The sequence below is a fragment of the Microbacterium sp. Leaf179 genome (assembly GCF_001423785.1).
Classification (GTDB): Bacteria; Actinomycetota; Actinomycetes; order Actinomycetales; family Microbacteriaceae; genus Microbacterium.
The window spans coordinates 1-16,872 of record NZ_LMPH01000001.1 but is presented as its reverse complement, the minus strand read 5'-3'; the positions used below and the strand labels follow the sequence as shown (position 1 = coordinate 16,872).

Sequence of the window (16,872 nt, the reverse complement as noted above, 5' to 3'; positions counted from 1 at the left end):
GGATGCCGAAAGCCGTCACCCTCATCCGTTCGGCCTCGCTGTCGAGCGTCGCCGAGTACGCCTACGCCGCGACAGCCCCCGCCGAGGCCCGATTGATCTTCCTCGCGGGCTCCTGCCCCCTGGACGCCGACGGCACGACCGTCGGGGTGGGCGACGTCGCGGCACAGGCCCGGAGGTGCGTCGAGAACCTCGTCACCGCGCTCGCCGACGCCGGGGCGCAGCTCACCGACGTCATCTCGACACGGGTGCTCGTGGCATCCACGCGTCAAGCCGACCTGGTCGCGGCGTGGGACGTCGTGCGCGCCGCGTTCGGCGACCACGACGTGCCGAGCACGTTGATGGGGGTCACGGTGCTGGGCTACGACAGCCAACTGGTCGAGATCGAAGCCGTCGCCGCGGTGCTCGACGAGGTCGCGGCCGAGGGCGTCGACGCCCTCGGCTGAGCCCCGACGCGGGTCGGGTGGCTGCCCTCACCGGCTCCGCGGCGAGTTCGGCCCGGGGGATCGAGGGGCGGGCGTCACCCGCCCGCCGTCATCCACCTCTGCCCGCGCACGCGGAGCCCCAGGGTGAACGCGCGCGCGAGCATGTAGACGCCGAAGAACGACGCGGCCAGCCACGCGAGCCCCGTGGCGCCGCCGCCGGCGAAGAGCGCCACGAGCACCAGCGCGGGCACGTACGGCACCAGGTTGAGCACGCCCGCGAGGGCGAGGTAGCGCGCGTCGCCCGCGCCGATCAGCACCCCGTCGAGCACGAACACGAAAGCGGCGAGCGGCTGTGCCAGGGCGAGCACGAGCAGCGCCGGCCGGATGAGGGCGGCGATCGCGGGATCGCCGGTGAAGACGAGCCCCACCACGCCCGACGCGGCGGCCACGATCGCCCCCACGGCGAGGCCGAACCACACACCCCAGGCGCTCGTGCGCCGCAGCACCCGGCCGACGGTCGGGGAGTCACCGGCGCCCAGGGCGCTGCCGATCAGCGCCTGCGCGGCGATCGCGAGCGCGTCGAGGGCGAACGCCGCGGTCGAGAAGATGGTGAACGCGATCTGCCACCCCGCCAGCTCCGCCGAGCCCAGACCGGTCGCGACGGCCACGGTGGCGAGGAACGCCACGCGCAGGCTCACCGTGCGCAGGAACAGCCAGCCGCCCGAACGGGCCGTGCCGCTCAGCCCCGCGCGCTCGGGGCGGATGGACGCCGAATGCCGACGGGCCAATCGCCGCACGACCAGCACGTACGCGCCGACCATTCCCCATTGCGCCACGACCGTTCCGGCGGCGGATCCGGCGATCCCCCAGCCGAAGCCGTAGATGAAGACGGCGTTGAGCAGCGCGTTGGCGCCGAAGCCGAGACCGGCGATCCACAGCGGCGTCACGGTGTTCTGCATCCCGCGGAGCAACCCGGTCGCCGCGAACACGACCAGCATGGCGGGCAGGCCCCACATCGAGATCGACAGGTACGTGCGCGCGTTCTCGGCGACGTCGGGGGCGGCGCCGAACACGTCGACGATCGCGGGCGTCGCCAGCACGCCGACCGCCGCGAGCAGCGCGCCGAGACCCACGGCGAGCCACATGCCGTCGATGCCCACCGAGACCGCGCGACCGAACTCGCCCGCGCCGAAGCGGCGTGCCACGGCGGGGGTCGTCGAGTACGCGAGGAACACCATGAGTCCGACGACGGTGTGCAGCACCGCTCCCGCGATACCGAGACCGGCCAGGGGCGCCACGCCCAGGTGCCCGACCATCGCCGCGTCGACGATGAGGAACAGCGGCTCGGCGATGAGCGCGCCCAGCGCCGGAACGGCGAGCCTGAGGATCGCGCGGTTCAGCGTCTCGGGTGGGCGGGTGGTCACGCTCCGAGCCTAGGGCGGGGGTGCGACACCGCCCGGGAGCGTGCGGTCATCGACCGCCGTTCCGAGCCCGCACCGATGTGGGGCACTTATCCTGACTGCATGACCGACAACCTCCGTTCCGGTCTCGCGCTCGAAGAGCTCAGCGACGAGATCCGCCCGCAGGACGACCTGTTCCGCCACGTGAACGGCCGCTGGCTGGAGCGCACCGAGATCCCCGACGACAAGGCCCGCTGGGGCTCGTTCCACCTCATCGCCGAGCAGGCCGAGGCGAACGTGCGCACCATCGTGCAGGAGTCGCAGGATGCCGAGCCCGGCACCGAGGCCCGCAAGATCGGCGATCTCTTCGCGAGCTTCATGGACACCGAGCGCATCGAGCAGCTCGGCCGCGCGCCCATCGAGGCCCGCCTGGAGCGCGTCGACGCCGTGACCGACATCGCCTCGTTGCTGCAGCTCATCGGCGACCTCGAGCGCGACGGCGTCAGCGGTCTGCTGGCGCTGTTCGTCGAGCCCGACCCCGGCGCGCCCACCCGCTACGTCCCGGTGCTGTACCAGAGCGGCATCTCGCTGCCCGACGAGAGCTACTACCGCCTCGAGAACTTCGACGAGACCCGCACGGCGTACCGCGGCCACATCGAGCGCCTGCTCGACCTGGCCGGCGTCGCCGAGGCCGCGGCATCCGCGGACCGCGTCTTCGCCCTCGAGACCGAGATCGCCACGCACCACTGGTCGCGCGAAGACAACCGCGACGCGGTCAAGACGTACAACCTGAAGTCGTGGGACGACACCGCCGCCCTGGCCGGGCTCGACCTCGAGCCGTGGCGTTCCGCCGTCGCGCCGGGGCACGAGAACGCGCTCGCCGAGGTCGTCGTCTACCAGCCGAGCTTCATCGAGTCGCTCGGGGGGCTGCTGGTCGAGGAGCGCCTGGACGACTGGAAGGCGTGGGTGCGGTTCAAGATCGTGCACTCCGCGGCGTCGTTCCTCTCCGACGACTTCGTCGCCGAGAACTTCTCCTTCTACGGCACCCAGCTGACGGGCGTGCCGGTCAACCGCGAGCGCTGGAAGCGGGGGGTGGGTCTCGTCGAGGCCGCCCTGGGCGAGGCGATCGGCAAGGTCTACGTCGAGCGGCACTTCCCGCCGGCGGCGAAGGACGCCATGGACGGCCTGGTCGCCAACCTCATCGAGGCGTACCGTCGGTCGATCCGCGGCCTCGAGTGGATGACCGAAGAGACGCGCGAACGCGCCCTCGCGAAGCTCGACGCGTTCACGCCGAAGATCGGCTACCCCGTGCGCTGGAAGGACTACGGCGAGCTCGAGGTCGTCGCCGACGACCTGATCGGCAACGTACGCCGCGCTCACCTGTGGGAGCACGACCGCCAGCTCGCGAAGGTCGGCCAGCCGATCGACCGCGACGAGTGGTACATGACCCCGCAGACCGTGAACGCGTACTACAACCCGCTCATGAACGAGATCGTGTTCCCCGCCGCGATCCTGCAGTACCCGTTCTTCGACGCCGACCGTGACGCCGCGGCCAACTACGGCGGCATCGGTGCGGTGATCGGTCACGAGATCGGACACGGCTTCGACGACCAGGGCAGCCGTTTCGACGGTGACGGGTCGCTGCGCGACTGGTGGACGGATGCCGACCGCGCGGCCTTCGAGGAGCGCACCAAGGCCCTCATCGCCCAGTACGACGCGCTCGTGCCGCAGGGCCTCGCCCACGAGCACCACGTCAACGGCGCCCTCACCATCGGCGAGAACATCGGCGACCTGGGCGGCCTCGGCATCGCGATCGCGGCATACCGCCTCTTCCTCGAGGGACAGGGCGAGACGGCGGGTGAGGGCCCCGACGTCGACGGGTTCACCGGCATCCAGCGTCTGCTGCTGAGCTGGGCTCAGATCTGGCAGCAGAAGGGGCGCGACGCCGAGACGATCCGGCTGCTCACCATCGACCCGCACTCGCCGAACGAGTTCCGCTGCAATCAGATCGTGCGTAACATCGACGCATTCTACGAGGCGTTCGGAGTCACCGAGGGCGACGCCCTCTGGCTCGACGCCGACCAGCGCGTCACCATTTGGTGAGGTCGCGTTTGTTGCCCTCCTGACCCGGAAGGAGCCACGCTCGTGGGCATGCCCCCGGTTCCCGAGCCCGCCGTGCCCGACCCCGTCGGCGGGCCGGTGGAGTCGTCGTCTCGTCGCGACGCCCCCGCCCTCCGCGGAGCGGGACGCAAGGGGCCCAAGCGCCTCCCGCGTCGCGCCGCGGCCGGTCGTCGGTCGTTCACGGCGACGCTGCGCTCGCTCGACGAGCTGGCGGCGTCGGGGGCCAAGGTCTCGGTGCGCATCGACGATCTCGACGGTGGGGCGGAGGTGCTCTCGGGCGACGACTTCGTGACGCTGCCCGTCGGCGGTCTCGGCGTGGTGCCGCTGCTGATCGAGGTCGCCGCCGCGATCGAGGCGGGGCGCCTCGACCCGCTCGAGATCGTCGACCGCGCGTCGGTGCACGACGCCGCCCAGGGCGGGGTCTGGCAGCACCTCAAGGCCCCGGCGCTGCCCGTGGCCGATCTCGCGGCGTTGGCCGCGTCGTCGGGCGACGCTCTGGCGGTCAATGCCCTCGTGCACCGGGTGGGGCTGCAATCGGTGCGGGCGCGGGTCGAACAGCTGGGCCTGCGGCGCACGGCGCTGCTCGACCGTTTTCGCGACGCCCGCGGACCCGATGACGCCCCCCATCTGGCCCTGTCCACGGCGCGCGAGATGGCGCACGTGTTCGCCGGTCTGGTGAACTCGACCATCGTGTCGCCGGGGGTCAGCGCGCAGGTCGCGGAGTGGCTGAGCCTGAACCACGACCTGTCGCTCGTGGCATCCGCCACCGGCCTCGATCCCTTCGCCCACGAGAACGATCAGCACGGTCTGCTGTTCGTCAACAAGACGGGTCGCGCGGCGGGCGTGCGCGCCGAGGCCGGCGTCTTGGGCGGACCGCGCGCGGGCGTCGCGTTCGCGCTGATCGTCAACTTCGACGACCTCTCGATCGCCCACCGTCTGCGGGCGCACGACGCCTTCCGCGTGCTGGGTGTCGAGCTCATGGAGTACGTGTACTGACGGGCGGCGAAGAATGCTCCCCCACCGGGCGCGCGAACGCAATCCCTTCCCCGGTGCGGAGGGTCGCTGGGACGCTATTGGCCTCCACACGAAAGAAGGGACCGGGGCCATGTCCGACTCCTCCACCACCGACCCGTTCGCCGACAACGCCGGCCCCGAGGGCCACTCCATCACCGACTGGACCGACCTCGGTCGCGAGATGTGGTCGTACCTGACCGGTCGCGGAGCGGCCGTCAACTACTCGTTCGTCGACATGACCGTCGAGGTTCCCCGCGACATCGGCCCCGACGCCCCGCGCGCGACCTGGAAGCTCAACGGCACCCTGCGCGTCACGACGAGCGACGACACCGCGGCCGGGTCCGACCCGCACCGCGGCAGCTGAGGGGCGGCGCCGTCATGGTGCGTCTCGACATCGACCTCGCCTTCTCGGAGCGCGACGAGACGGAGGATGCCGGGTCGCCTCCGTTCGAGGGCACGGTGACCGCCGCGGGCTCCGAGGTGCGCGTCTTCGTGAGCGACCCCTCGCGCCTGCCGGGCCGCGGTCGGCGCACCCTGGGTGAGCTGTCCACCTTGGCCGACGCCCTGGCATCCCGGGGCATCTCGGTGCGCGTGGAGGGGCCCGACGGTCCGATCCTGCACCTCGGCGACGTCAAGCGCAGCGTGCTGCAGCGGGCGGTCACGGGGTCGGCGCACATCCGGCTGGGTTCGGTCGCGGCGGTGGCACCGCTGCTGATGAAACGGAACGGTCGGGGGTCGGTCTTCCCGATCCCGCCGGGCACCCCGATGCCGCTGGTTCCCACCGTCAACCGCACGGTACGTCGCCGCATCACCACGACGCACTACACGCCCGGCTCGGGGCGGCCGCGCCTGATCTTCGCGGTCGGCGACGCGACGTGGGACGGCTCGCGGCCGCGCGAGTTCGACCTGCTGCCCGAGAAGACCGTGATCGGTTCGGGTGAAGAGGTCGACCTGCGCCTGCCCGGCCTGGCGCCGGTGCACGCCGAGATCCGCCACGAGGGCGACGACGAGTACGTGCTGTACGGCTTCGACGAGGTCGGGGGCGGCGGGGCTCGGGAGCAGGGCCCGGGTCGTGACCGCGGCGGGCGCATCCTGCGCACCGGTGCGCGTATCGAGCTGGGCGACTGGCGGCTCGCCTACTTCCGCGCTGAGTTCGCCGACCACGGCCGACCGTACGGCGGGCGCGTCGGCGGCGAGCTGGCGCGTCAGCGCAAGCAGCCGCCGCGGGGTGGGAGCGGCCCGCTCAGCCGCGCGAGCGATCCCGACTGAGACGGTGGACGGGCTGGGCGCCGTCGAAGCGGCATCCGTTCGTCGAGGACGCATCCGTTCGTCGAGGCCGCACGTGAGTGCGCTCGATCGGATGCGGTCTCGACGAACGAATGCGTCCTCGGTCGGGCGTGGCGGTAGCGACGCCGCCTCGCCCGACCGCGTCAGAAGACGATCGTGTGGTTCCCGTCGCGCAGCACGCGGTCTTCGGCGTGCCACAGGACCGCGCGCGAGAGCACCTGGCGTTCGACGTCGGCGCCGCGACGGGCGAGCTCGGCCGCCGAGTCGGCGTGCGTGACGCGCACCGTGTCCTGCTCGATGATCGGACCCTCGTCGAGGTCGCTCGTGACGTAGTGCGAGGTCGCACCGATGAGCTTGACCCCGCGCTGCTTTGCCTTCTTGTACGGCTCCGCGCCGATGAAGGCCGGCAGGAACGAGTGGTGGATGTTGATCACCGGCACCCCGATCTTCTCGAGGAAGTCGGGCGAGAGGATCTGCATGTACCGCGCCAGCACGATGAAGTCGACGTTGCCGACGAGCAGCTCGAGGATGCGGGCCTCGGATGCCGACTTGTCGGGCCCGGGCGTCGAGGGGACGTGGAAGAACGGAACGCCGAACGAGCGCACGTCGTCGGCCGAGGAGGTGTGGTTCGACACCACCATGGGGATGCTCACGGGCAGGTCGCCACGGCGGTGACGCCACAGCAGGTCGAGGAGGCAGTGGTCCTGCTTCGACGACAGGATCGCCATGCGCTTCGGCGTCGAGAGGTCGGTGAGGGTCCACTCGAGCTCGAAGCCGTCGCCGAGCGTCTTCGCGAGGTCGGCCTCGATCTCGGGCAGGGCCGCGGGCAGGTCGGGGCGGTGGAACACCACGCGCTGGAAGTACGCGCCGCCGCGCAGCTGGTCGGAGTACTGGTCGAAGGCGACGACGTTGCCGCCCTGTCGCGCGATGAGGGCCGAGACGGCGGCGATGATGCCGGGGGTGTCACTGCCGTGCACGATGAGACACGCGTGATCGGGCTGCAGGTGGGGGCTCGCGGAGACCATCGGACCATTCTGCCGTGCGCCGACGCGGTCCCCGACCACGGTTGCGGCGCACAGCGGGGCGCTGTTCGTGCAGCGGGGCGGTCACCGTGCGCCCCGGTGCACCGATCGCGCCCCGCTGCGCCCCGGTGCACCGATCGCGCCCCGGTGCGCTGGGCTGACCGCACCAGCCTCGATGTCGGCGGGCGGGGCTAGCCTGGGAGACGTGAACAACGCCCTGCGCCTCGACCGGCCGGGGTGGCGCACCTGGGTGCTGTGGGGCGTCGGCCTGCTCGCCTACGTCGTCTCGATCGTCAACCGCACGTCGCTCTCGGCCGTGGGCGTCGATGCCGCCACCCGCTTCCACGCCGACGCGTCGGCGCTGTCGATGTTCGCCGTCATCCAACTCTTCGTCTACGGCGCCATGCAGATCCCGGTGGGCCTGCTGCTCGACCGCTTCGGCGCGCGGCCCATGATCGCGATCGGCATGGTGCTCATGGCGCTCGGCCAGCTGGTGATGGCGTTCGCCGATGCGGTGGGGATCGGCATCCTGGCCCGCGTGCTGATCGGGGCGGGCGACGCCGCCATCTTCCCCAGCGTGCTGCGCGTGATCGCGACGTGGTTCCCGGCGCAACGCGCGCCGCTGCTGGTGCAGCTCACCGGCATCATCGGCCAGTTCGGCCAGATCATCGCCGTGGTGCCGCTCGCCGCGCTGCTGCACGCCACGAGCTGGAGCGTCGCCTTCGGCAGCGTCGCGGGACTCGGGGTGCTGTTCGCGGTGCTGACGTACGCGATCATCCGCAACCGCCCGCCCGAGCGTCGTACCGACCCGGTCGACACCTCGGTCGACACGCAGACCGGCGCGATCCGGGTCGTGACCTCGGCGGCCGACCTGCGGCAGGGGTTCCGCGAGTCGTGGGCGCACCCCGGCACCCGCCTCGGCTTCTGGTCGCACTTCGCCACCCCCTTCGCGGGAACGGCGTTCATGCTGCTCTGGGGCTTCCCGTTCCTCACCGCGGGCGAGGGGCTGCCGGCGGCGACGGCGTCGTTGATCATGACGACGCTCGTGCTGTTCGGCATCGTGTGCGGTCCGGTCATCGGCGCGTTGTCGAGTCGGCATCCCACCCGTCGTTCGCGCTGGCTCGTGCTCCCGGTCGTGGTGTTCCAAGCGCTGGTGTGGATCGCCGTGATCGCCTGGCCGGGGCCCGCCCCGGTGTGGCTGCTGATCGTGCTGATGTTCGCGCTGTCGACCGGGGGACCCGCCTCGATGATCGCGTTCGACCACGCGCGCACCTTCACTCCCAGCCACCGGCTCAGCACCGCGACGGGCATCGTGAACGGCGGCGGCTTCCTCGCCGCGCTCCTCGCGATCCTGTTCATCGGCGTCGCGATGGACGTGCAGGGGGCGGGGACCCCGGCGACCTACTCGCTGGATGCCTTCCGCCTGGCGTTCCTCACCCAGGTGCCGCTGTGGCTCGTCGGGGGGATCGCGATCGCCGTCGAGCGCGGGCGCACGATCCGTCACGTGGGCGGGTTCGACAAGCTGCCGCGCTGACGCCCGCGGCGAGGCCGGAAGGGGAGGACGGATCGCTCCGGTCAGCCCAGGCCGGTCACCCGCTGCCAGAGGTCGATGAGCAGCGGCACCACGTCGTAGGCCCGGTCGGCCGAACCGACGGCCACCGCGACGAGGGGATACACGGTCGTCGCGAGGGCGGCGAGCACGGCGACGACCGCGAAGGTCCACGCGAGCCAGACGCGGCGGCGCGTGACCGCCACCAGCAGGGCGCCCGCGGCCACGACGACGCCGAGCAGGGTCGCGAGGGCGACACCGCCGACGGGGAACGGAACGAGGCCCGCCGTGCCGGCCGTGGTCGCGGCGAGGAAGCCGACGAGGGGCAGGTACAGCGCCAGGGCGATCATCACCGTGAGGGCCGCACCCACGCCGGTGGCGATGAACACGCCGCGGGGCCGGCGACGGGCACCCGAGGTCACGCGCCTCACGGGTGCACCTCGAGCGACGTGACGCGGGAGTCGATGATCGTGGATGCCATGTCGATGTCCTCTCGTGAAGGTGACGGTGTCGTCACGGAGGAGACGTGCCGGGCGGCGGAATCGTCACGCCCCGACGGGGTTTCCCCGGCACGCACCCGGCGGACCCGGTGCGAGACTCGGAGCATGAGCGCGATCGACATCCGCACGCTGGACGACATCGACGGCATCCACCGGGCCGCGGGGGTACTCGACGAGGTGTGGGGCGAGCGCGGAACGATGCCGGCGAACATCCTGCGCGCCCTCGAGCACGCGGGCAACTACGTGGTGGGCCTGTTCGACGGCGATCGCATGGTCGGCGCGTCGGCGGCGTTCTTCGCACCGCCCGCCGAACGCTCGATGCACTCGCACATCACCGGCATCGTGCCCGGGTACCAGGGCCGCGGCCTCGGTCGTCAGCTGAAAGAGCATCAGCGCGCCTGGGCGCTGGAGCGCGGCGTCGGGCACATCACCTGGACCTTCGACCCGCTCGTCGCGCGCAACGCCCACTTCAACCTGGCCGTGCTCGGCGCTCGCGTCACCGACTACCTCGTCAACCAGTACGGCGAGATGGACGACGCCGTGAACCGCGGCGACGAGTCCGACCGCCTCATGGTCGCGTGGGCGCTCGCCGAGCCGCCCGCACCGACCCCCGCGGATGCCGAGATCCTCGCCACGGTGGCCGTGCCCGACGACGCCGCGGGGCTGCGCCGCAGCGACCCGGTGGCCGCCGCCGAGTGGCGCGTGCGCGTGCGCGACGAACTGCGGGAGCACCGGGCGTCCGGTCACCGCATCGGCGGTTTCGATCGCCGCGGGTACCTCATCGTGCGGTGACGCGCGGACGGGTCACTGCTCGGTGATCGGGGTGTCCTTCTCGGCCGCCGGATCGCCCTGACCGGGGCCCGGGCGCACGGCCGCGTCGTCGCGCACGTCGATGCGCGTGACCCCGTCGTGCTCGGTGACGTCGAAACGCGGGGCGGCGTCTTCTTCGGTCGCCTTCGGTGCGCTCGTCAACTGGTCGTGACGGTTCTCTTCGAAGCTCTTCTCGTCGCTCATCGCGCTCACTCCTCGCCCGCCGAACGCCAGGCGTCCGACTCCATGTGGGAGCCCGCCTGCGGGCCCATCTGCAGCATTCCGCCGTCGACGACCCAGCTGGCGCCCGAGACGTACGATCCCGAGGGCGAGGCCAGGAAGCGGATCACGTCGGCCACCTCGCTCGGCTTGCCGGGGCGGCCGAGGGGGATGCCCGGGCGATGCGTGCGCTCCGCGTCGTCGGCCGACATGTCGTTGATCGGCGTCGCGATCTCGCCCGGGGCGACGGCGTTCGCGGTGATGCCGTACTGGCCGAGTTCGAGCGCCATCGTCTTGATCAGGCCGCCGAGACCGTGCTTGGCGGCGACGTAGGGGGCGGAGCCCACGCGGGGCTGGTGCTCGTGCACGCTCGACACCGCGATGAGACGACCGCCGCTACCGGCCTGCACCATGCGGCGGGCCGCGGTGTGCAGGGCGAGGAACGCTCCGTCGAGGTTGAGGGCGATGTCGGTGCGCCAGGTCTTCAGGTCGAGGTCGAGGAACGTGCCCCCGATGCCGCCGCCCGCGTTCACGGCGTCGGGGACGGAGTCGAAGTCGGTGGCGTCGAACTGCGCGACGATCGCGCGGGCGCCGCGGCCGCGGACGGCCTCGGCGGTCTCTTCGGCGCCGTCCTTGTCGGAGTGGTAGGTGATCGCGACGTCGATGCCGGCGTCGGCCAGGGCGAGGGCGGTGGCGGCACCGATGCCCGAGTCGGAGCCGGTGACAATCGCGTGGCGCGGGGTGAAGTCGCTCATGCGACCGACGCTACGCGTGCGCCCCGGCACGGTCGGCGGCCTTGCCAGCGTCGGACGCGGGCGTTACGGTCCCGGCCCGGCTACCCTGCCCTCATGCCGCTCACCCGCGCCGCCGCCCCCGTGACCCTGGACGCCATCGAGCTGCGCGTGCTGCAGATCCCGCTCGTCTCGCCCTTCACGACGTCGTTCGGCACCGAGACCGTGCGCGAGGTGATCGTCGTCGCGGCGGAGACCCCCGACGGGCGGGGGTGGGGCGAGGTGGTGACCATGGCTGCGCCGCTGTACTCCAGCGAGTACACCGCGAGCGCGTGGGACGTGCTGGCGAGGTACCTGGCGCCGGCGTTGCTGGAGCGCCGCGCCTTCGCGCCCGAAGAGGTCCCCGGCATCCTGCGTCCGTTCGTCGGGCACCGCATGGCCAAGGCGGGACTCGAGCTCGCGGTGATCGACGCCGCCCTGCGCGACGAGGGGCGCAGCTTCGGGCAGTACCTCGGCGCCGAGAAGGACCGCGTGCCTTCGGGCGTCTCGGTCGGCATCCAGCGCGACCCCGCGGCGCTCGTCGACGTCGTCGGCGGGTACCTCGACGAGGGCTACGTGCGCATCAAGATCAAGATCAAACCGGGGCGCGACCTCGCCGACACGGCCGCCGTGCGCGCGGCCTTCGGATCGATCCCGCTGCAGGTCGACGCGAACTCGGCCTACACGCTGCAGGATGCCGACACCCTCGCCGAACTGGACCGCTTCGACCTGCTGCTCATCGAGCAACCTCTGCAGGAAGACGACCTCGTCGACCACGCGACGCTCGCCGCGCGGTTGCGGACCCCCGTCTGCCTCGACGAGTCGATCGTGTCGGCGAAGGCGGCGGCCGACGCCCTGGCGCTGGGCTCGGGGTCGATCATCAACGTCAAGGCGGGTCGGATCGGCGGGTATCTCGAGGCCGTCGCGGTGCACGACCTGTGCCGTGACGCCGGCATCGCCGTCTGGTGCGGCGGCATGCTCGAGACGGGCATCGGCCGTGCCGCCAACGCCGCCCTCGCGGCCCTGCCGGGCTTCACGCTGCCCGGCGACATCTCGGCATCCGCCCGCTTCTACGAGCACGACATCGTCACCGAACCCGCCGTGCTCGACGACGGACACGTGCGCGTGCCGACCGGTCCGGGCCTCGGCGTCGAGATCGACACGGCGGCGCTGGAGCGCTTCACCGTGCGCCGCGAGAGGCTCACACGGTGAGCAGGGCCGACGCTCGATAAACTGGAGCGGCGCACTCGCGCCGCATCCCCACAGCTTTCCCGACCATTGGAGCCACCGTGGCCGAACAGTCCCGCCTCGACAAGGTCATCGCCCTCGCCCGCCACCGCGGGTTCGTCTTCCAGGCCGGTGAGATCTACGGCGGTTCCCGCTCCGCGTGGGACTACGGCCCCCTCGGCACCGAGCTCAAAGAGAACATCCGCCGGCAGTGGTGGCAGACGTTCGTGCGCGGGCGCGGCGACATGGTCGGGCTCGACTCGAGCATCATCCTGCCCAAGCGGGTCTGGGAGGCCTCGGGGCACGTCGCGACCTTCACCGACCCGCTGGTGGAGTGCCTCAGCTGCCATAAGCGCTTCCGCGCCGACACGCTCATCGAGGACTTCGAGGCGCGCAAGGGCCGCGCGGCCGAGAACGGTCTGGCCGACGTGCCCTGCCCCAACTGCGGCAACAAGGGGCAGTACACCGAGCCGAAGTCGTTCTCGGGCCTGGTGAAGACCTACCTCGGGGTCGTCGACGACGAGTCGGGCCTGTACTTCCTGCGTCCCGAGACCGCCCAGGGCATCTTCGTGAACTTCTCGAACGTGCTCACGGCATCCCGTCGCAAGCCCCCGTTCGGCGTCGGCCAGGTCGGCAAGGCGTTCCGCAACGAGATCACCCCCGGAAACTTCATCTTCCGCACGCGCGAGTTCGAGCAGATGGAGATCGAGTACTTCACGCCGCCCGCCGAGGCGAACGAGTGGTTCGAGCACTGGGTCGAGGCGTGCTGGAACTGGTTCCTCGACCTCGGGATCGATCCCGAGAACATGAAGCGTTTCGACGTTCCCGAGGACGACCGCGCGCACTACTCCGCCGGCACGATCGACGTCGAGTACCGCTTCGGCTTCCCGGGCAAGGAGTGGGGCGAGCTCATGGGCGTCGCCAACCGCACCGACTACGACCTCAAGAGCCACTCCGAGGCGTCGGGCCAGTCGCTCACCTTCTTCGACCAGGCCTCGGGCGAGAAGTACACGCCGTACGTGATCGAGCCCTCGTTCGGTCTGACGCGCGCCATGATGGCGTTCCTCGTCGACGCCTACCGCGAAGAAGAGGTGCCCAACGCCAAGGGCGGCACCGACACCCGCACGGTGCTCAAGCTCGACCCGCGCCTCGCGCCCGTCAAGGTCGCCGTGCTGCCGCTCTCGCGCAACGAGCGCCTGTCGCCGCTGGCGCGCGAGGTCGCCGACACGCTGCGTGCGGCCGGGTGGAACATCGACTTCGACGACGCCGGCGCCATCGGCCGCCGCTACCGCCGTCAGGACGAGATCGGCACCCCGTTCTGCGTCACGGTCGACTTCGACTCGCTCGACGACAACGCCGTGACCGTGCGCGACCGCGACACGATGGGCCAGGAGCGCATCGGCCTCGACGCCCTGCACGGCTACCTCGCCGAGCGCCTGCGCGGAGCCTGACCCCTCACGCACGAATGACCGGATGCCGCGACCTCGAGGTCGCGGCATCCGGTCTCGTCGTTTAAGGGTTCCGTGACAGCGCCGCGACAGTGCCGTGACAGCGTTCCCGTCCCCGTGACAGGGGCGCGACAGAGCCCCCGGCGCATTCTTGCGTCATGACCACTTCATCCACCCGCGTCCCGGCGGTCCGCGCCGAGGGCCTCGTCAAGACGTTCGGCTCGAACCGGGCCGTCGACGGCGTCGATCTCGTCGTCGAGGCGGGCACCGTCTACGGCGTGCTCGGCCCCAACGGCGCCGGCAAGACCACCACCATCAGCATGCTCACGACGCTGCTGCGTCCCGACGGCGGTCGCGCCGAGATCTTCGGCCACGACGTCGCTCGAGAGCCCCACGTCGTGCGCCAGCTCATCGGCCTGACCGGGCAGTTCGCCTCGGTCGACGAGAAGCTCTCGGCCACCGAGAACCTCATGATCTTCGGCCGGCTGCTCGGCCTCTCGCGCCGCGATGCGCGCCGCAAGGCGAGCGACCTGCTCGAGGAGTTCGGCCTGACCGAGGCGGCCTCCCGCCCCCTGGCGAAGTTCTCGGGCGGCATGCGTCGCCGGCTCGACCTCGCGGCCTCCCTCATCGCCCAGCCGCCGCTCATCTTCCTCGACGAGCCCACCACGGGCCTCGACCCCCGCACCCGCGGGCAGATGTGGGACACGATCCGGCGGCTCGTGTCGTCGGGTTCCACCGTCGTGCTCACCACCCAGTACCTCGACGAGGCCGACCAGCTGGCCGACCGCATCGCCGTCATCGACCGCGGCCGCGTCGTCGCCGAGGGCACGGCCCTCGAGCTGAAGGCGTCGGTCGGTCAGGCCTCGCTCGTGCTGCGGCTACAGCCCGGTTCCGACCTCGACCTCGCCCGCACGACCGTGGCCCGGGTGCTCGACGCGACGGCGATCGTCTCGCCCGAGGCGGCGCGCCTCACCGTGCCGATGTCCGACCCCGACCGGGTCACCGATCTGCTCGTGGCCTTCCGCGAGGCGGGCGTGCACCTGAGCGAGTTCAGCGTGCAGCAGCCCACCCTCGACGAGGTCTTCCTCACCCTGACCGGCGCCGGAGTGCCGGCCGACGACGCCGGCGCGCACGAGAGCGCCGCCCCTCTCGAAGGAGTCCGCGCATGAGCGCCCTCACCCTCTCGCGCGACCTGCCCCGCACCGCGGGTCTCGCCCAGACCGTCCAGAACACCCTCACGATGGCGGGCCGCGGTCTGCTGAAGATCCGCCGCACGCCCGAGCAGCTCATCGACGTCACGGTGCAGCCGATCCTGTTCACCCTGATGTTCACGTACATCTTCGGTGGGGCGATCGCCGGCGACGTGCAGAACTACCTGCCCATCATCATTCCGGGCATCCTCGTGCAGACCGTGATCACGACCTCGGTCGTGACGGGGACGCAGTTGCGCGAAGACATGGACAAGGGCGTGTTCGACCGGTTCCGCTCGCTCCCGATCGCGCGCATCGCGCCGCTGTCGGGCGCCCTGCTGGCCGACACCGTCCGCTACGCGATCGCCACCACGATCACCTTCGCGATGGGCTACCTGATGGGTTTCCGTCCGGCCGGGGGGCTCTGGGCCGTGGTCGCTGCGGGACTGCTCGTCATCGTCTGCTCGTGGGCGATCAGCTGGATCTTCGCCTTCTTCGGCGTCATCGCGCGCAGTGCATCGAGCGTCCAGGGCATCTCGATGCTGATCCTGTTCCCCCTGACGTTCCTCTCGAACGCCTTCGTCCCCTCGAACACCATGCCCTCGTGGCTGCAGTGGTTCGTCGACGCGAACCCGGTGTCGCACCTGGTGTCGGCGGTGCGCGACCTCGTCAACAACGGCGTCGTCGGCTCCGACGTGCTCGTGTCGCTGCTCGGCGCCGCGGTGATCGTGGCGGTCTTCGCCCCGCTCACGGTGCGCGCCTACATGCGCAAGGCCTAGGGCGTGTCTGATAATTGCTGGGTCCAGGCGATGACGGCGTGGAGTAGGACCGCCGCGCGATAGATGGTGGCGTGTTTGTCGTAGCGAGTGGCGAGNCGGAGGGCTTCCAGGCCTGACCCGACCTCGGGCGCGCGTCGATGCCGGCGTGCGCCCTCACGGCCCTGCTCGACTAGGGCGTGTCTGATAATTGCTGGGTCCAGGCGATGACGGCGTGGAGTAGGACCGCCGCGCGATAGATGGTGGCGTGTTTGTCGTAGCGAGTGGCGAGTCCTCGCCATTGCTTCAGATGGCAGAAGCGGCGCTCGATGACGTTCCGGTTCCGGTAGTCACTCGCGTCGAGTGCGACGGGGCGGCCGCCGCGAGAGCCGCGCCGTTTGCGGTGGCCCTTCTGATCGTTGGGCTCGGGGATCACAGCCTTGATCCCGCGGTCGCGGAGGTGGCCACGGATCGCTCTCGACGAATAGGCCTTGTCGCCCCGAACGGCATTGGGTCGGGTGCGGGGCCGGCCGAGGTCACGGCCGACGCGCAGCTGGGTCAGCAGGGGCAGGAGCATCGGTGAGTCCCCGGCCTGGCCGGGAGTGATCAACGTCACCAACGGAAGCCCGTGCCCATCGACGAGCTGGTGGATCTTGGTCGACAGCCCGCCGCGTGACCGGCCGATGCCGTGATCAGGCGGCTCGACTCGCAGATTCTTGTAACTCGATCCAGCCCCCTGTGAGACGGGTCGTGTTCGTCGCGTGCTGATGCGCCCGGGCGATCGTCGAATCCACCGACAGCGACCAATCGACCAGCCCCGCCGCATCAGCCGCGGCAGTCAACCTCGCGAGAACCCCGTCCCACGTGCCATCACTGGCCATCCGCCGATGCCACGTCCAGACCGTCTGCCACGGCCCGAAGACCTCGGGAAGATCCCGCCACGCAATTCCACACCGATACCGATACACGATCGCCTCGACCATCGCGCGGGCATCAGAGAACGGCCTTCCCTTACGCCCCGTCGGCCGCGGCAGCATTCCCTCGATCAACGACCACTGAGCATCCGAGAGCACCTGAAACCGCGACATGAACACAGCATCTCAGCACACCACCGAACTATTTATCAGACACGCCCTAG

General features: G+C 71.0%; 17 protein-coding genes. 11 read left to right on the top strand and 6 right to left on the bottom strand.

Annotation, left to right across the window (positions count from 1 at the left end; all coding sequences use genetic code 11):
* Positions 1-2 precede the first annotated feature (2 nt).
* Complete coding sequence (locus ASF96_RS00095; RefSeq protein ID WP_055934843.1) at positions 3-443, top strand: RidA family protein; 441 nt, start codon at positions 3-5, stop codon at positions 441-443.
* 74 nt (positions 444-517) lie between these two features.
* Here the strand turns inward: ASF96_RS00095 and ASF96_RS00090 are convergent, their stop codons facing one another.
* Complete coding sequence (locus ASF96_RS00090) at positions 518-1,846, bottom strand: MATE family efflux transporter (protein ID WP_055934839.1); 1,329 nt, start codon at positions 1,844-1,846, stop codon at positions 518-520.
* A gap of 99 nt (positions 1,847-1,945) precedes the next feature.
* Between ASF96_RS00090 and ASF96_RS00085 the strand changes: the two genes are divergently transcribed.
* The 4 genes from ASF96_RS00085 to ASF96_RS00070 all read left to right on the top strand — a co-directional run bounded on the left by ASF96_RS00085 (position 1,946) and on the right by ASF96_RS00070 (position 6,226).
* The gene (locus tag ASF96_RS00085; protein ID WP_055934836.1) at positions 1,946-3,925 is read left to right on the top strand and encodes a M13 family metallopeptidase; all 1,980 of its coding nucleotides are present in this window, start codon (positions 1,946-1,948) and stop codon (positions 3,923-3,925) included.
* A 48-nt stretch (positions 3,926-3,973) separates the two neighbouring features.
* Positions 3,974-4,939: a serine hydrolase gene (locus ASF96_RS00080; protein WP_070409946.1), complete on the top strand. Its 966-nt coding sequence runs from the start codon at positions 3,974-3,976 to the stop codon at positions 4,937-4,939.
* Positions 4,940-5,048: 109 nt separating this feature from the next.
* Positions 5,049-5,321, top strand: a complete 273-nt coding sequence (locus ASF96_RS00075; RefSeq protein ID WP_055832739.1) for a hypothetical protein — start codon at positions 5,049-5,051, stop codon at positions 5,319-5,321.
* Positions 5,322-5,335: 14 nt separating this feature from the next.
* On the top strand, positions 5,336-6,226 hold the full coding sequence (locus ASF96_RS00070) for an FHA domain-containing protein (protein WP_055934832.1): 891 nt from the start codon (positions 5,336-5,338) through the stop codon (positions 6,224-6,226).
* Positions 6,227-6,387: 161 nt separating this feature from the next.
* Here the strand turns inward: ASF96_RS00070 and purU are convergent, their stop codons facing one another.
* A complete protein-coding gene (gene purU, locus ASF96_RS00065; RefSeq protein ID WP_055833210.1) occupies positions 6,388-7,269 on the bottom strand; it encodes a formyltetrahydrofolate deformylase in 882 nt (293 codons plus the stop codon).
* 202 nt (positions 7,270-7,471) lie between these two features.
* On the opposite strand from purU, the gene ASF96_RS00060 reads away from it, so the two are divergent.
* Positions 7,472-8,800 (top strand): MFS transporter, encoded by a 1,329-nt coding sequence (locus ASF96_RS00060; RefSeq protein WP_055934829.1) that lies wholly within the window; start codon positions 7,472-7,474, stop codon positions 8,798-8,800.
* Positions 8,801-8,841: 41 nt separating this feature from the next.
* Here ASF96_RS00060 and ASF96_RS00055 read toward each other — a convergent pair whose 3' ends face one another.
* Positions 8,842-9,246, bottom strand: a complete 405-nt coding sequence (locus ASF96_RS00055) for a hypothetical protein (protein ID WP_055934826.1) — start codon at positions 9,244-9,246, stop codon at positions 8,842-8,844.
* 174 nt (positions 9,247-9,420) lie between these two features.
* On the opposite strand from ASF96_RS00055, the gene ASF96_RS00045 reads away from it, so the two are divergent.
* Positions 9,421-10,107, top strand: a complete 687-nt coding sequence (locus tag ASF96_RS00045; protein ID WP_055934819.1) for a GNAT family N-acetyltransferase — start codon at positions 9,421-9,423, stop codon at positions 10,105-10,107.
* Positions 10,108-10,119: 12 nt separating this feature from the next.
* Here the strand turns inward: ASF96_RS00045 and ASF96_RS00040 are convergent, their stop codons facing one another.
* Entirely contained in the window at positions 10,120-10,329 is a 210-nt protein-coding gene (locus ASF96_RS00040) for a hypothetical protein (protein ID WP_055832745.1), read from the bottom strand.
* Positions 10,330-10,334: 5 nt separating this feature from the next.
* Positions 10,335-11,099 (bottom strand): SDR family oxidoreductase, encoded by a 765-nt coding sequence (locus ASF96_RS00035; protein WP_055934816.1) that lies wholly within the window; start codon positions 11,097-11,099, stop codon positions 10,335-10,337.
* A 93-nt stretch (positions 11,100-11,192) separates the two neighbouring features.
* Between ASF96_RS00035 and menC the strand changes: the two genes are divergently transcribed.
* From menC to ASF96_RS00015, 4 genes are all read left to right on the top strand, one after another.
* Positions 11,193-12,326, top strand: a complete 1,134-nt coding sequence (gene menC / locus ASF96_RS00030; RefSeq protein ID WP_055934812.1) for an o-succinylbenzoate synthase — start codon at positions 11,193-11,195, stop codon at positions 12,324-12,326.
* Positions 12,327-12,403: 77 nt separating this feature from the next.
* On the top strand, positions 12,404-13,792 hold the full coding sequence (locus tag ASF96_RS00025) for a glycine--tRNA ligase (RefSeq protein ID WP_055934809.1): 1,389 nt from the start codon (positions 12,404-12,406) through the stop codon (positions 13,790-13,792).
* A 155-nt stretch (positions 13,793-13,947) separates the two neighbouring features.
* Positions 13,948-14,958, top strand: coding sequence for an ATP-binding cassette domain-containing protein (locus ASF96_RS00020; RefSeq protein ID WP_055934806.1), 1,011 nt, complete (start codon positions 13,948-13,950; stop codon positions 14,956-14,958).
* The gene (locus tag ASF96_RS00015; RefSeq protein WP_055832750.1) at positions 14,955-15,758 is read left to right on the top strand and encodes an ABC transporter permease; all 804 of its coding nucleotides are present in this window, start codon (positions 14,955-14,957) and stop codon (positions 15,756-15,758) included. Before ASF96_RS00020 ends, ASF96_RS00015 begins: the two co-directional genes overlap by 4 nt.
* Positions 15,759-15,927: 169 nt before the next feature.
* Here the strand turns inward: ASF96_RS00015 and ASF96_RS16285 are convergent.
* A protein-coding gene (locus tag ASF96_RS16285; protein WP_156458660.1) for an IS5 family transposase occupies positions 15,928-16,822 on the bottom strand; the annotation gives its coding sequence in 2 pieces (ribosomal slippage) (positions 15,928-16,470 and positions 16,472-16,822; 894 coding nt in all).
* Positions 16,823-16,872: the final 50 nt, after the last annotated feature.

Excerpts from the sequence above, each read along its gene's own strand:
- ASF96_RS00095 (WP_055934843.1), top strand. The coding sequence starts at position 3 with ATGCCGAAAGCCGTCACCCTCATCCGTTCGGCCTCGCTGTCGAGCGTC.
- ASF96_RS00015 (WP_055832750.1), top strand. The coding sequence starts at position 14,955 with ATGAGCGCCCTCACCCTCTCGCGCGACCTGCCCCGCACCGCGGGTCTC.
- ASF96_RS00080 (WP_070409946.1), top strand. The coding sequence starts at position 3,974 with ATGCCCCCGGTTCCCGAGCCCGCCGTGCCCGACCCCGTCGGCGGGCCG.
- ASF96_RS00035 (WP_055934816.1), bottom strand. The coding sequence starts at position 11,099 with ATGAGCGACTTCACCCCGCGCCACGCGATTGTCACCGGCTCCGACTCG.
- purU (WP_055833210.1), bottom strand. The coding sequence starts at position 7,269 with ATGGTCTCCGCGAGCCCCCACCTGCAGCCCGATCACGCGTGTCTCATC.
- ASF96_RS00045 (WP_055934819.1), top strand. The coding sequence starts at position 9,421 with ATGAGCGCGATCGACATCCGCACGCTGGACGACATCGACGGCATCCAC.
- menC (WP_055934812.1), top strand. The coding sequence starts at position 11,193 with ATGCCGCTCACCCGCGCCGCCGCCCCCGTGACCCTGGACGCCATCGAG.
- ASF96_RS00040 (WP_055832745.1), bottom strand. The coding sequence starts at position 10,329 with ATGAGCGACGAGAAGAGCTTCGAAGAGAACCGTCACGACCAGTTGACG.
- ASF96_RS00020 (WP_055934806.1), top strand. The coding sequence starts at position 13,948 with ATGACCACTTCATCCACCCGCGTCCCGGCGGTCCGCGCCGAGGGCCTC.
- ASF96_RS00070 (WP_055934832.1), top strand. The coding sequence starts at position 5,336 with ATGGTGCGTCTCGACATCGACCTCGCCTTCTCGGAGCGCGACGAGACG.
- ASF96_RS00075 (WP_055832739.1), top strand. The coding sequence starts at position 5,049 with ATGTCCGACTCCTCCACCACCGACCCGTTCGCCGACAACGCCGGCCCC.
- ASF96_RS00085 (WP_055934836.1), top strand. The coding sequence starts at position 1,946 with ATGACCGACAACCTCCGTTCCGGTCTCGCGCTCGAAGAGCTCAGCGAC.